Consider the following 14,221-nt stretch of genomic DNA (forward strand, 5'->3'; position numbering starts at 1 on the left):
GCTGAAAATGTATGTTATCTTTCTTACAACAACTTCACTACTGAAGCGAAAAAGGAGATAACCCTAATGAGCAGCATCCTTGACAATGCATCCCAACGTAAAGTGACCCCTTTTAGACATGATATGGTTGGCAGCTTTTTGCGCCCGCAAGCGATTAAAGATGCCCGAATTCAATTTCAAAATAATGAAATCTCTGCGGACGAGCTGAGAAAGATTGAAGATGAAGAAATTATCAAACTGGTGGAAAAGCAAAAATCCGTAGGCCTTCAAGCCGTGACGGATGGGGAATTCAGACGTTCCTGGTGGCATCTTGATTTTATGTGGGGACTGGACGGCGTGGAAAAGGTACAGCTTGCAAACGGCTACCAATTCCAAGGTGTGGAAACAAGAGCGGAAACCGCACGTTTGTCCGGTAAAATTGGACATTCCCGTCATCCTTTCATTGAAGATTTTAAATTCCTGAAACAAGTCGCAGGAGAGGATGCTATCGCTCGCCAAACGATTCCGGCACCTGCGCAGTTCCTGGCTGAGCTGTTGCGTGGAGAAAATAAAGAATCAACCGATACGTATTACAGCAATCTGGACGAACTGGTGACGGACATTGCCAAAGCCTACAAATCCGTGATCCAAGCGCTCTATAATGAAGGCTGCCGCAGCCTGCAACTGGATGATTGCACATGGGGCATGCTCTGTGATAAAAACTACTGGGAAGCTAGACAGCATGCGGGTGAAAATGTGGAAGATACTAAAAAGCTGTTCGCTCGCGTGAATCAGGAAACTGTGAAGGATCTTCCAGCCGATTTGGTCGTTACAACCCACGTATGCCGTGGTAACTATCATTCCACCTGGGCATCTTCTGGCGGCTATGAACCTGTAGCCGAAACCCTGTTCGGCATCGATAACATCGACGGCTACTATCTCGAATTCGATACCGACCGTGCGGGTGATTTCACCCCGCTTAAGCATCTGAAAGATGAAAAACAAGTCGTGCTGGGCCTCGTTTCCTCCAAAACGGGTGAGCTGGAAGACAAGCAAACGGTCATCAACCGTATTAAGGAAGCAACTCAATTCGTGGACATCAACCACATCTGCCTCAGCCCGCAATGCGGCTTTGCTTCCACAGAAGAGGGCAATATTCTGACCGAAGAGCAGCAATGGAAAAAGCTAGCTTTCATTAAAGAGATTGCGGACGAGATTTGGAAGTAAGGGCTTAGGGGAATTGAATTGAAGAGACTCGTCATATTAAAACACGCCACTTGGGGGCGTGTTTTTGCATTTGAAAACCTACCTCCAGCACCTATAAAAAATGCACTCTTCTCTAGTAGTCTAAACGTCTTATTCACCACCATTTTGCTATAATTAATAAAAGTCTTAAACCGTTTGCACAATATCTATGATATTGCCTCATTGAGGAAACCGTATAGGCGATTAAGTGTATGATTCTCCTACTTCTAAAAGAACAGTAATTCTTGTGGGAACCGAGACGACTTATGTGAAACTCATCCTAAGCGTCTCCATTAAGGAGCAAAATATGATAATCATTTTATTTATAGTAGCTATGATTTTAATATTTGTTTTCATATTTATCATATTTTTTTTAATTGCGAAGCATCAGAATACACAGAAAACAGAAATAGATGTTCTTAACTTTTTAATAGAAAATCCGAAAAAAGCTTCTTTATACATGATCAAAAATGGTATGGAGAAAATCAGCTACAATTCAGAAATTAAAATGCCGCTTGCCAGCACTGCAAAAGTGATCATTGCTATTGAGTTTGCTCGCCAAGTAGCGGCAAAATTAGTAGACGAACATGAACTTGTGGCTTTAGAGGAACTAAATAAATTTTATATTCCTGGTTCGGATGGTAACGCTCATAATAACTGGATCAAATGGATTAAGTCAAACCATAAAGAGGTTCAAGGGAAAATTACGTTATTTGAAATTGCTAGCGGTATGTTAGCGTATAGTTCCAATGCCAATACAGAATTTTTGATAGCGAGAATGGGATTAAGTGAGATAAATGATAATATAATAAAACTCTCGCTTTCCTCACATGATAAAATCTTTCCCTTTTCATCTGCGGGTTTAATGTCCTCCTATATACAAGAAACAGAAAAAATGTGCTTTAAAGAATCAATACAAAAAATAAGTGAAATGACCTACGAGGAATACATGAAAAAATCCATCGAAATACACCAAATATTAAATAGCGATGAGAGAATAGGATGTATTCAGAAATGGAACACCAAGCAGAATTATGCACGAAGGCTTCAAGTTCTAGAATCGCGAAGGCTTCCTCGTTCTACAACTAAGGAATATGCTCATATAATGAAGCTTATACACAAGGAGGAGCTAGTTCCTTCTTCTATAAATCCATATTTAAAACTGTTAGTTCAGCGACAAGTGGATAACACCAAGCTAATAGAGTTTGGAAATAAAGGTGGATCTACCATTTCTGTTTTAACAGAGGCTTTATATTGCACAGATCGAGAAGGAAATGAATTTCAAATAGCCATGTTTATTCAAGATGAATCTGGGGTGGATCATATTTGGCTCAAGCAGAAGCTTGATTTGTTTTTTTACAAATTATTGACGGATACTGAATTTCAAGAAGAGGTAAGCAGCAAATTAACATATGATAAGGGAAGAAGTGATTGTTTTATTCAGTAAATCAGTAATATATTTGGTCTCTCATCATATTGGAGTGTGGAGACAACCGTAGTTGTAGAACCCACCTGTATTTAAGAAACAGGTGGGATTATACGGTTTTTATAATTTAGGAGATTACCAGCGAAGTTGACACCATCCGCAAAGTAGATATTATCAAATGGGAAATCTATTAATTACCTCATTGTATTCCTCCTGATCATTAGTGATTGCAGTTTAATAGACTTCTAATGACTTACGGCTTTCATGATCTGAATCCGGTTGTATGAGTTCATCATCAGTGCCTTACTTTTATAGCCAGGTTAAGAGAAAATGTCGCAGCTTTTGTGGAGACAGATTTTGAGTCATGCTGGCAGCTTCCGAAGATTTGGTTAGGATTTTGCAGACTCCCCAATCGGTGTGTTTCTTCTTTTTGGAATCAGCATGCGCGGCCAACATTTCCTTGAACGAATAAGGGAATGGTACAATACGATCCTTCTTCCCCTTGCCACTATTAATGCGGTCTGACAGTAACGGAAATCAACATCGACTAACTTGATATTAATCAGTTCACTGACCCGAACGGCCGTATACAAAAGTGTCTTAACGATCATCATGACTTGATAATTCTTCACTTGCCAGACAACATCATAATATCGCTTTAACTCCTCCTCTGTGGGTACATAGGGGAGGTTCTTGCTGCTTTGGGCACCTCGACTTACAACTCTGCACGAAGGTGCTGGAAAAAGCTCTTCAGATAAGCATAGTTTGGGCGTTTTGATGTAAACCAAGCATTTCTGTTGCAAATTCGGATAAGCATCGGTCATGCCTGGTTACGGTCTAATAGCACAGGGGCGTTTTCCAATCAGCAATATATAGATCGAAACGTTTTAGTTTTTCTATATATTGTAACTATGAGTGTTGGAAATCGAATTATGCAAATGCTGAAATAATAAAAATGGCGTTACCTTAATTATGAAATCATTGCAAAGCATCTAAATAGGTATAGTGAGTAAATTTTGATATGTATATGATTTTATTCTAAAAAATGGTATGATAAATTGCGGAAAGACCTATCCGATTCATCTGATTGCAGTAGTTCTCGTTTCATGAGTTGATTTTCTATATGTTCCTGATAAGGGGTGGTTATTTTTGTACAATACACCTACAGTTTCGGCAAAGTTTGATTATTATCTAAAACAAAATGATATGACACTGGCTCAATTTGCGAATATTCAGTTGTCCATCAAAGAACACTTAGTAATTGGATTATTCGCATCGTTCTGTTTCCGTGCAGCAGCTTGATCGAATCACTGTGGCTATTGGTTTACCGGAAGGTCACTTTTACGATCTATACATAGAACTACATCATTGACCTCTCCCAAAACATGAGACGAATTGAACCATTGTTATATCTTTGTACGGAGCTGAATAGGCTGGAAGCGATCCGTCGAATGATTGGACTTATGTACTTTCCCAGACTATATCAAATTGCAGAGACATTATTTTCACAGCGACAACATGCTGCTGCACGGATGCTCTATTAGAATGTGGCAGAAGTGGAAAAATACCAGCACTCCGAGCGCTTGGCAGTCTATCAGTATCGTATTTTCACAATTCAGATTGGAGACAATCAAAGCGGAAATCCAATATTTTATGAAACATCAACAAGAAAGTCGAGGGCGTGATGATTCCGCCAAGAAGCTAAGTTGTCCCATGTTTGTATACATCACCTATACTGATCTATTGTGTGCTAGTGTCTGTGAAGCCCAAGGCGATTATCAACAAGCTCTACAATATACATATGACTACGCTGATTTAAGTTGGGTCTTAGAGACTGATGAGGATACCCCACACTGGATTGGTTTGTTTCAACAATGGGCGGAAGGTAATACTTACGCATATAGGCTTTTATCAGGAGATATAAATGAACTACATGATTATGTTGAATATATCGCTGCAACATGAGGTAGTTCCAGCGTAGCTGATACCACCTTTAGTAGATGAACGTATTTTTATGGGTAACATCTCTGGTGTTGTTCATTGTTGCATTTTTCAAGGAGGCCCATACGATTAAGAAAACGTTGTCTAGTACCAAAAATCACAAAATGAAAAGGAGGTACTTGCTGCGCTGAAAAGTATACCTTTAGGTATGAGATTTGGGAATACTGCGTGGCTATTGCAAATTATGGGGGATATCGGTGTGTTACATGTGGAGACTGATTCGGTATGGCGTGATTTAATCTGCGAATATGTGAAGCAGCAGCCAGATATGAAATATATCGCAGGTATAGCAACGGAGAAGGAAGCCATTCATTTTTCAGAACAGTATAAAGTCGATGTTATCGTGATGGATGTAACATTGACCTCTTCCCAGTACGATGGGTTGGATGCAGTGAGAGAGATTTTGATGAGAAAACATGTTAGCATTATTATTTTATCTTCAGAAGATAATTTGGAAGTGATTGCAGACTCCTTTTGCGTTGGAGCCGTCAATTATATTAAGAAGAAGAACTACACGGATATTGCTGCAGCTATTCGTGATGCGTATCATAATCGCGTAGCAATTCATCCTGACGCTGCTAGGGTGCTGCGCGATGAGTTCCGCAAACTAAGATTGGAAGAGCTTAAACGCACTCTTACGCAGACCGAGCGACAAGTAATCGCGTATCTGCACGAAGGATACTCTAAACCCAAAATAAGCGAGGTTCTGCATGTCGAACTAGAAACAATAAAAACACATGTGAAACATATACTCAGAAAGCTAGATGTGAATAGTTGCAAAGACGCAGTCAAAGTAGCAAGACGGCGAGGATTATTTGACAGCAATTACGTTATGCGATAAGGGGGAGAAAAATGTAACCCTAGTAAAAAAATGAAATCTATAATATATTTTGTAATAGGGGAGTTGGATCGCGCTATCTGTATTGGCGCCGGTATAGATTGCTATCACTGCTTCTCTAATTAGGAATTTGTCTTGTTTGGTGAAATACCAAGAGACAATGAAAATCTTAGGAGGTAGTTATTATGTCTAATAATCAATTTGATCTTGATATACAAGTAAGCAAAAATGTTGGCAAAATCCAGCCTCAATATACCAGTTGGTCTTATTGCACTACAGGATGCATTACTGGACCGAATTGTAATTCTAGTGAATGCGCAACTGTGCCTTGTAAAACAACAACAAATAAATGTTTATAAAAAGCCAAGTATGATCATATGTAGTCAGTAACGTTAACGGTTCTGCAGGCTTCTGTCTAGTTGTTAGTCGTGTGGGCTAATGCAAGACAGAGGTCTGCACTTTTTTGTAGTGAAATGAAGAGAGTAACCAAAATAGCATACAGAGGTGTGAACTGATGACCGAGCTGATTGTGGAAGTGGATCGTGTGACGAAGCGAATAGGTAATAAGACTCTTATTCAAGAGACGTCCTTTAAATTGGAAAAAGGTAGAATCTACGGATTTATAGGTCCTAATGGTGCGGGAAAAACAACATTAATGCGATTAATGACAGGGCTTATCCAGCCAACAAGCGGAGCGATCCGCATTGGGACATACGATGTGCAAAAACAGAGAAAACAGGCAATAGCTAATGTAGGGGCGATTATAGAATCCCCTATCTTTTTTGAGTATATGACTGGAAGACAGGTGCTTCGAAATCTATCACGATTGCACTCGGAAATTCGCTCAACAGAACGAGAAAAGCACATTGAGCAGTTGCTCCAGATTGTAGAATTGCAGTCCCGAGCAGATGATAAAGTGAAGACTTATTCGTTAGGGATGAAGCAACGATTAGGTATTGCGCAAGCTATGTTAGGGTCCCCCGACCTGTTGCTTCTGGATGAGCCATCCAATGGACTCGATCCGCTAGGTATGCGGGAACTTCGTAATCTGATCCTCCAACTGAGGGAATCACGAGGTTTATCATTCTTCGTATCCAGCCACCTTCTAGATGAGCTGCAACTCATGTGTGACCAACTCATTGTTATTCGAGCAGGGGTGGTCATATGGACGGGGAATGTGAATGATTTGATTGTGGATGGTCAGAGGCTAGAAGACGCATTCTTGGAGTTGATGTTGTCATGAAAGTGTTAGTCAGGATTGAATTCGAGAAGTTGATCCATCAGAAATGGGCATGGTTCATGTTAGTTTCTTGCATTCCGTTTGCTTATGCATTGATAACATATTTTATATGGGTTGATCAGCGACATTTACCGGACAGTCCATTCTATGTAGCTGCGAGCATGTCGGCATCGAGAGGGATGAAAGAAAGTATATATTTATTTGGGAATTTAATGGTCGCGCTGTTGGCCGGTCTCTTATACACAGAAGAGTTTCAGGGTGGTAAATTGCGAATGTTTTTTTTGAGAAGTTATTCTCGGAGTCAAATCTTTGTTAGCAAATGGATGATAATGAATTTATTCATCCTGTTAATGATGGTCATTTTAGGCGTATCGTTTACGATCTTTGGCGTAATGAAACTTCCATCTCCCTCAGAGGTAATGATATCAGGGAACAGGATTCCTTCCACAAATGCTGCAATACTATTCTATACTTTGAAACAATATGCACTTGATTTCGCTACCTTGATCGGGGGGGGCGGTTTGTTTATTTGGATTGCTATGTGCTGTAGGACTGCGGCTCGTACAGTTGGTATTGCGATGATCTATATCATTATATCAATGTTTGCTACAATCATTTTCGATCCGGGAAGTCCTTTAATAACGGAAAATGCATTCTTGCTTGCCTTGATTTATGCGGGGTTGATTCCAGGTATGCAGGTTGTTGGTGTCGAGAGGGCATTGTCGGGCGATGAATATGCACAAATTTCCATAGCAGTGGGTTTAGTTATTTACTTTTTCGTATGTATTGTAGCTGCTCGTAGAAAATTTACGAGAGCAGATTATTTAAATTAGGAGTGTTGGCGTGTGAGCACTGGCTTGTGGATCAGTGAACTGGAACGGATATGGAAGGGGAAGCGGATTCGAACGTTTGGATGTGCTTATCTGCTCGCTCTATTGATCGATATTGGATTCTTACGTCTAACAGGCGGTATTCAAATTGACCTAAGCCCGTGGTTTTCGGTTGATGCACTAAATCTGCCCATATTTATTATGAAGGATATGTCGTTCTTGTTGCAATTGTTTGTGTTGCCAGGCTTATTTGTAGAGTCGCTTTCTGATGAGATACATTCGGGAGCGTATCGCATATATATGTTACGTTCGTTCGATCGCTATCAGCACTGGCTAGTAAAATTACTTACACAGATCGTTTTGATTGTCTCGCTTATCTTTGGAACAACGCTGGTCTCGCTAGCGTGTGGATGGTTGTTCTTTTCTCATCCGCAATCGACAGAGGTGTACTTAGTGCCAGAATCGATTGGATATGCCAATGTATTGTGGCTGACGATCCAATACGATTTCCTTCTTGTACTGACTAGCATTGCGGTGCTTGTGATATGCAGTGTTTTTTCTATCCTTATCACACGAGTTTCAATTGTGTATGCATGTACCATTTTAGGGTTGCTTGGCAGTTATGTCATCGTCTCTGAACTTCGTTTTCTACATGATCCGTTTGTCAGTATTTTGAGAGTACTTTGCGGACAAGGAAGTATGATCTTCTGGGTGTATTTAACCGGGATTGTTGTGATATGTCCAACCATCAGTTTCTGGATTTGGAGTAAGAGAGGAATGTAAAAGCACGCATATGAAACCATTAAATGAAAAGAAGAAGCCCCCACGAAAGGAAGACAGAAAAAAGATAATCCGCTGTTTGTTTTAGGGTGTAGTAAAGGTGGATGAATAGATTGGACACATAGAATTGAGAAGATTACACCGTGGGACGGTACACATGTTCAAATTGGCTGGGCGTTAAGTAAAGGATGGCAGAATGAATTCGTTTGCCATTTTCGTTTACCATTATAGAAGCAGGTAATTATTCGAATATGCTCTTCATGGCTTGTACACGCGTTATCGTAGCAATTGCCATTGCGGCTTATGTTGCTTTTCATCCCGTATTTCTTCAATCGTGTTTGGTATTCCAGAAAGGCATACTGGCTACCACGATCTGAATGGTGGAGAACTTTGTAACGCGGTCCAGCACGTTTTCATGTACGGGTAAGTTACGCTTAGAGTTCGTAGTTGCTTTATACTTCTTGATGTTACGCGATTTCAAGCCCAGTTCTTTCATGATGCGTCCTCAACGGTTTTTCCCGTCACATAAACGCCTTGCTGCTCTAGCGCTTCCTTGATTTATCGGCTACCGTAAAGGTGACGCGAATCCAAAAAGATTCGGCGTATGCGTTGCTCGAGCTCAGACATTTTTGGGTATTTACCCATTTTATTATAGGTAACATTGATCCTCCTTCTATTTGAGTCCCGCTGTTACGTGCTTTCAAAATTTAGGATTATAAAAGATTTCGGGTATGTGTCGAATGTAAAGAAGTCTGAAAGTATTTAGACTCTATAACTACTCCCTAAATCTCTTATTTTCAGTCCACTATAACTAGGAGGAAAAATGACAAAAGAACCCAATATATATCGCGCACTGGATTTTTTTATGGTTCGCACGCCTGTTTTGCCGTTCAATTTGTTTATACAGTGTTTTCCTTCCGATTGGAAAGACCAAGAAGAGCTTAAGCGTTTTTCGCTAAATAAACTTGTCGAATTATCCAATGACTCGATTATTCGCGAAGCGATTGCGGTAGCGAGCCCGAGCTTGCTTGAGTCACTTTCTCATCTTGGCAATGACCAGAATGCACGAAAGAAAGCGCAGGCTATCAAAGGTTTTATGCGCTATCTGCTCCGCATGATGACGCGTCCCACACCATTTGGCCTGTTTTCCGGTGTGACTTATGGGCAATTCGCCGAACAGTCGCAGATGAACATAGAAGGCATCGCAACGTATCGCAAACGCGTGCGACCAGATATGGAATGGTTGTTAAAGATTGTTGATAAAATCGAGAAGCAACGTGAAGTTGTAGTTCAGCTTCGTATTCAGCGCAACTCTCTTATCTACCGGCAAGGCGAACGAGCAAAAATTCCTTACGTAGCCAGGTATGGCGATCTCGGCGTCGGAGAAAGTGATAGCGTATCTGTACGAGCCTCTGCAGTATTCGATCTGGTGATGGAAGCTAGTATAAATCCAATTCCGTACCTAGAACTCGTATTCCGGATTAAGAGTGCTTTCATGGAGGCAGAATTAGATACGATTCATCACTACATTTGGCAGCTTTTTGAACAAGAATTCTTAATTTCAGAATTGCGACCTCCGACGACTAGTATAGAGCCCTTCGATCATATCCTGTCTGTGTTGGATGGGGTAGAGGGTATAGATGAATGGAAGGCTGCTCTCAATGAAATTCGTCGGAATATTCGCTCGTATAATAACCGATTAATTGGGCAGGGCGAGGAGCAATTACTTCAGTTGCGACAGATGATGAATGCTTTGGCTGAGGTGAAGACGACGGTACAGGTTGACTTGTCCTTGGAAGATCGATCCGTGACCTTGCCCTATCAGGTTCGTGAGGATGTTGAGAAAGTTGCACAATTGTTTAGTCGAATTTCTACACGTAAGTACCGACACCTGGAGGAATACTGCAATGAATTCATAGAGAAATACGGCTCGTATCAAGAGATACCAATTTTGGAGTTGCTGGATGAGGAGATTGGGCTAGGGCCACCGGCCACCTATCAAAATCCGAGTAGCGTTCATAGGCAGTTAAAGAATCCGAGTGTGCCATTCAGTACGAAGTGTGAACAATTACTCTTCAAATGGTTCGTCTCGTGTATGCATCAGGGTGAACAAGAGATCGTTCTCACGAACGAAAGGATTCAACAGATCTTGGAGGATGAATCTGATAAAACCACCAGTGAGTTAATTCCTACTCCGTCAATGGAACTCTACTTTTTAATGGTAGTGCAGGATCGGGAAGCACTCAATCGCGGAGAGTACACGTTAGTACTTGGACCGAATCCTGGATCGAGTGGCGCGGGGAAAACGTTCGGACGATTTATTGATTTAATGGGTGTCTCGTTTAAAAACATGTTCAATGAGATTCATGAGGAAGAGCAACGCCTATCACCAGGTAAACTGCTTGCAGAGATTTCGTATTTACCCAGTGCAGCCAGATCGACGAATGTCGTTCTCACGGAAAATTTTCGCACTTATGAAATCGGAATTGGCACGAATCACACTGTACCAGAGGATCAACAGATTCATGTGTCCGATCTGATGGTTGGGGTGCGAGACGATAAATTTTATTTGAAGTCACGCAAGCACAATTGCGAAGTGATCCCGACAGCTGGGCATATGCTGAACTACCAGGGTGCGCCGAATGTGTACCGATTTCTGGTGGAAGTTAGTCAGGAAGGGTATAGACAATGGTCGACATTAGAATGGGGAGTAATGGATCAATCCCCCTTTACTCCGCGTTTAAGATATGGGAACATCGTGCTAAGTCCAGCGACATGGCGTATACAATTGAGTGGCAAGACATCTGAGAGCGAGGAGAAATTGGAGCTTCTGGTTAGGGAATTCAGTATGCAGTGGAAAGTACCTCGGTATGTGTATATGACTCAATTCGATAATCGTATCTTGTTCGATATGGAGCATCCTCTGCATGTGGAGGAGATCTGCAAAGACTTGAAATCAAAAGGTCAAGTGACGCTGATCGAGCATATAGGGGGATTGGAGGATATGCCGATCCATCGGAGCGATGGGCACCTGACGGCGGAATTTGTCTTCCCGCTCGTTAGACGCACGGAAGAGATGGATCTGGCCCAAGCGGAAGTGGCGGTAAGTAAGGAGACAGAAATCTCTCGCCGGACTGTTGTTGATGCATCGCAGCGTGTGCAGTTGCCGGGTGGATCGTGGTTCTATGCCAAGTTCTATGGGATAGACAGTCGCCAAGATGAGTTCATTGGTCGTCAGTGGGGAGATTTTGTTCAGAAATGCCGTGAGGCAGGTGTAATTGAACAAGCGTATTTCATTCGTTACTCCGATCCAACTCGTCATATTCGAGTACGGTTCAACATGCCAAGCGGTAATGACATATCTTCGTTCATCCCAATCTTCCATGAATGGACGACTATGTTACTTCAAGATGGAATGATAAATAAGGTTGTTGTGGATACGTATGAACCAGAGATCGAACGATATGGTGGACCTGAGCTTATGCGATTAGCGGAACGTATGTTTGCTTGTGATAGCGATGTCACAGCGAATTTGGTTCGGTTGCTTCGATTTAAGCAGATCCAGCTAAGTCAGGAGGTCGTGGCGGTGTGTGGTGTGATACAATACATGACTCAGTTTGGTTACAACGAGCAGAAGGTTTACGAGCTCCTCAATGAGCGCTTCGATGTAAAAGAATATCTGGATGACTTCCGTAATGAACGACGTTTATTCCTGCAGTTGTTAGGGAGGGATTCATCCGAATTAGCACCATTGCATCAAGAAGGTAAGCTGATTCATCAGATTGGTCAGCACAGGGAAGAGGCTGTCAAGCGGTATCAGCAAGTACTTCTTGAGCATGAGCGGCAGGGCACTCTTATGAACAACAAAGACGATATCCTGTTCAGTGTGATTCATATGTACTTAAACCGCTTGATTGGGATTGATCGAGATAAAGAACGTAAGGTAATGATTATGGCTCGTCATGCCCTTAATAGCTTGTTGCAATATTGGAGGAAGAGCTAATGTACTTTATTTGGAAGGGATGTCAGCATGAATTAGCTTCACTCTGGAAGACGGTTCGACATGGGCTGCAACTCTTCCGATTGATTTTCCACATGAATAAGAAGTATATGATTCCAAGTATGATACTACACATCATTCAAGGCGCTGTGCCTGTGATGACATTAATGGTTACACAGAATTTGTTGAATAGTGTTTCCGTGGGATGGAAAGAAGGGGAATACCGGGTACTTTCTCAGTTTGTTTGGTTCATCGTCATCTATGTTTTGAAGAATTTCATCGACGTCGCTCAAAGTTATGTGGATGGTAACCTTCAGGCGGTCATTTCCAATTCGATGAATGTCATGATCTGCGAGAAATCAACCACGTTGGGATTGGCCGATTTTGAGAATGCTTCGATTAATGATCAATTAAAAAGGGTTTCACAAGAATCTACTCATCGCCCCTATCAATTGTATAGCCAGATGGCTGGCATAACTTCTGGAATCATTACACTTATTTCATCTGCTATCTTACTTGTTCTGTGGAAATGGTGGGTGGTGCTCGTGATTTTCATAATATCAACGGTTTCTATCTATTCGATTTTCAAAATCAATCGAGAACAGTTCCAAATCTACTTGGATCGTACTCCGCAGTATCGAGAATCGTGGTACATGACGTATCTCTTAACAAACGATAGCACATTTAAGGAAGTGAAAATATTCCAACTGGGTTCTTACTTGTTAAACCGATACCGCGATTTGTTGCATAGCTTCTTCCTTGTGGATCGTCGCATATTGCTGAAGCGAATTCGAGTTACTTTTCTGTACGATATGTTAGAAATGGTAGCTTTGTTCTGGTTAATTGGGCTTGCAATTCACGAGACATTTATAGGAGCGATGATGATCGGGAGTTTGTATGGGTATATCCAGGCGATTATGCTCACGCAGAACCAGATGAATGGGGTTATTCAGGGGCTTGTCCAGTTCTCACAGAACAATCTTTACATGGAGCAGTTGCTCTTGTTCTTGCAATTGCCTACGTCGGATCCTGTTAATCGACAGAAACAGTTTCCCAATGCAACAGAGCTATCGTGTCACGCAAATGCAAGTGTCCAGATTACACAGATTTCGTTCAATCAGGTATCTTTCGCTTATCCAGGACAAGCTTCGGATACGATTCGAGAAGTGGATGTGACATTCAAGAAGGGGCAGACTGTGGCTATTGTAGGGAAGAATGGTTCGGGTAAGTCCACACTCATGAAGCTGTTAATGCAATTGTACAAGGATTATCGTGGTACCATCCAAGTCAATGGCCGTAATGTTCTCGACTACGATCTGCAAAAAGTCCAAGAACGTATGGGGGTTGTGTTTCAAGATTTTGTTCACTATGAAATGTCGGCTCGCCATAATATTGGCTTCGGCTCATTAGCTGAACTCGAACAAGATGAGCGATTGATGGATGCAGCCAAAGTTGCAGCTATTGACCAAGTGATTGCGAATTTGCCAAACGGTCTCGATACACAACTTGGCAAATGGTTCGATGAAGGACATCAACTTTCGGGGGGACAGTGGCAACGTATTGCAATTGCAAGAGCCATTCTGCGAAGTGCGGATGTATATATTCTAGACGAGCCGAGCTCGTTCTTGGATCCATTGGCTGAACGAGACTTACTGCAATTGTTCATGCATTTAATGAGAGACACGATAGGGATTTTCATTACACATCGTATCTCGTCAGCGCGTCTAGCCGATCAGATTTTAGTCATGGAGGACGGCCGGATCATTGAGCAGGGATCGCATGCTGAATTGATACGTTTAGGTGGGGTATATGCGCAGATGTATCAAGTGCAAGCAAGTTCATTTGCAGAAGAAGTTGCGGTGAATTAGAAGGAGATGATTGA

9 protein-coding genes and 2 pseudogenes are annotated in these 14,221 nt (G+C 41.8%); 10 read left to right on the forward strand and 1 reads right to left on the reverse strand.

The genetic code is table 11. The features are described from left to right. Positions 1–66: 66 nt before the first annotated feature. From EGM68_RS08765 to EGM68_RS08805, 8 genes and pseudogenes are all read left to right on the forward strand, one after another. Complete coding sequence (locus EGM68_RS08765; protein WP_013370388.1) at positions 67–1,206, forward strand: 5-methyltetrahydropteroyltriglutamate--homocysteine S-methyltransferase; 1,140 nt, start codon at positions 67–69, stop codon at positions 1,204–1,206. A gap of 325 nt (positions 1,207–1,531) precedes the next feature. Further along, positions 1,532–2,671, forward strand: a complete 1,140-nt coding sequence (locus EGM68_RS08770) for a serine hydrolase (protein ID WP_058829362.1) — start codon at positions 1,532–1,534, stop codon at positions 2,669–2,671. Between the two features lie 1,128 nt (positions 2,672–3,799). Further along, positions 3,800–4,612, forward strand: a pseudogene (locus tag EGM68_RS26020) (transcriptional regulator); the annotation flags it as partial. A gap of 187 nt (positions 4,613–4,799) precedes the next feature. Beyond that, positions 4,800–5,492: a response regulator transcription factor gene (locus EGM68_RS08785; RefSeq protein ID WP_129549020.1), complete on the forward strand. Its 693-nt coding sequence runs from the start codon at positions 4,800–4,802 to the stop codon at positions 5,490–5,492. 182 nt (positions 5,493–5,674) lie between these two features. Continuing rightward, on the forward strand, positions 5,675–5,848 hold the full coding sequence (locus tag EGM68_RS08790; protein ID WP_206099050.1) for a gallidermin family lantibiotic: 174 nt from the start codon (positions 5,675–5,677) through the stop codon (positions 5,846–5,848). A 155-nt stretch (positions 5,849–6,003) separates the two neighbouring features. After that, positions 6,004–6,732, forward strand: coding sequence for an ABC transporter ATP-binding protein (locus EGM68_RS08795; protein WP_129549022.1), 729 nt, complete (start codon positions 6,004–6,006; stop codon positions 6,730–6,732). Next, positions 6,729–7,562 carry a DUF2705 family protein gene (locus EGM68_RS08800; RefSeq protein ID WP_129549023.1) on the forward strand — a complete coding sequence of 278 codons (834 nt, stop codon included), beginning with the start codon at positions 6,729–6,731 and terminating at the stop codon, positions 7,560–7,562. The genes EGM68_RS08795 and EGM68_RS08800 overlap by 4 nt, the downstream gene beginning before the upstream one ends. A gap of 12 nt (positions 7,563–7,574) precedes the next feature. Next, a complete protein-coding gene (locus EGM68_RS08805; protein WP_129549024.1) occupies positions 7,575–8,342 on the forward strand; it encodes a hypothetical protein in 768 nt (255 codons plus the stop codon). 269 nt (positions 8,343–8,611) lie between these two features. Here the strand turns inward: EGM68_RS08805 and EGM68_RS26515 are convergent. Then, positions 8,612–8,841: pseudogene (locus EGM68_RS26515) on the reverse strand (hypothetical protein); the annotation flags it as partial. 321 nt (positions 8,842–9,162) lie between these two features. On the opposite strand from EGM68_RS26515, the gene EGM68_RS08810 reads away from it, so the two are divergent. Together EGM68_RS08810 and EGM68_RS08815 are read left to right on the forward strand one after the other, a co-directional pair. After that, a complete protein-coding gene (locus EGM68_RS08810; protein ID WP_129549025.1) occupies positions 9,163–12,342 on the forward strand; it encodes a lantibiotic dehydratase in 3,180 nt (1,059 codons plus the stop codon). Next, the gene (locus tag EGM68_RS08815; RefSeq protein WP_129549026.1) at positions 12,342–14,207 is read left to right on the forward strand and encodes an ABC transporter ATP-binding protein; all 1,866 of its coding nucleotides are present in this window, start codon (positions 12,342–12,344) and stop codon (positions 14,205–14,207) included. The genes EGM68_RS08810 and EGM68_RS08815 overlap by 1 nt, the downstream gene beginning before the upstream one ends. Positions 14,208–14,221 lie beyond the last annotated feature (14 nt).

This window comes from Paenibacillus sp. M-152 (assembly GCF_003856555.1).
Lineage (GTDB): Bacteria > Bacillota > Bacilli > Paenibacillales > Paenibacillaceae > Paenibacillus > Paenibacillus polymyxa_C.

Bases quoted from the DNA above. Each gene is read 5' to 3' on its own strand.
- EGM68_RS08765 (WP_013370388.1), top strand. From the start codon at position 67: ATGAGCAGCATCCTTGACAATGCATCCCAACGTAAAGTGACCCCTTTT.
- EGM68_RS08770 (WP_058829362.1), top strand. From the start codon at position 1,532: ATGATAATCATTTTATTTATAGTAGCTATGATTTTAATATTTGTTTTC.
- EGM68_RS08785 (WP_129549020.1), top strand. From the start codon at position 4,800: ATGAGATTTGGGAATACTGCGTGGCTATTGCAAATTATGGGGGATATC.
- EGM68_RS08790 (WP_206099050.1), top strand. From the start codon at position 5,675: ATGTCTAATAATCAATTTGATCTTGATATACAAGTAAGCAAAAATGTT.
- EGM68_RS08795 (WP_129549022.1), top strand. From the start codon at position 6,004: ATGACCGAGCTGATTGTGGAAGTGGATCGTGTGACGAAGCGAATAGGT.
- EGM68_RS08800 (WP_129549023.1), top strand. From the start codon at position 6,729: ATGAAAGTGTTAGTCAGGATTGAATTCGAGAAGTTGATCCATCAGAAA.
- EGM68_RS08810 (WP_129549025.1), top strand. From the start codon at position 9,163: ATGACAAAAGAACCCAATATATATCGCGCACTGGATTTTTTTATGGTT.
- EGM68_RS08815 (WP_129549026.1), top strand. From the start codon at position 12,342: ATGTACTTTATTTGGAAGGGATGTCAGCATGAATTAGCTTCACTCTGG.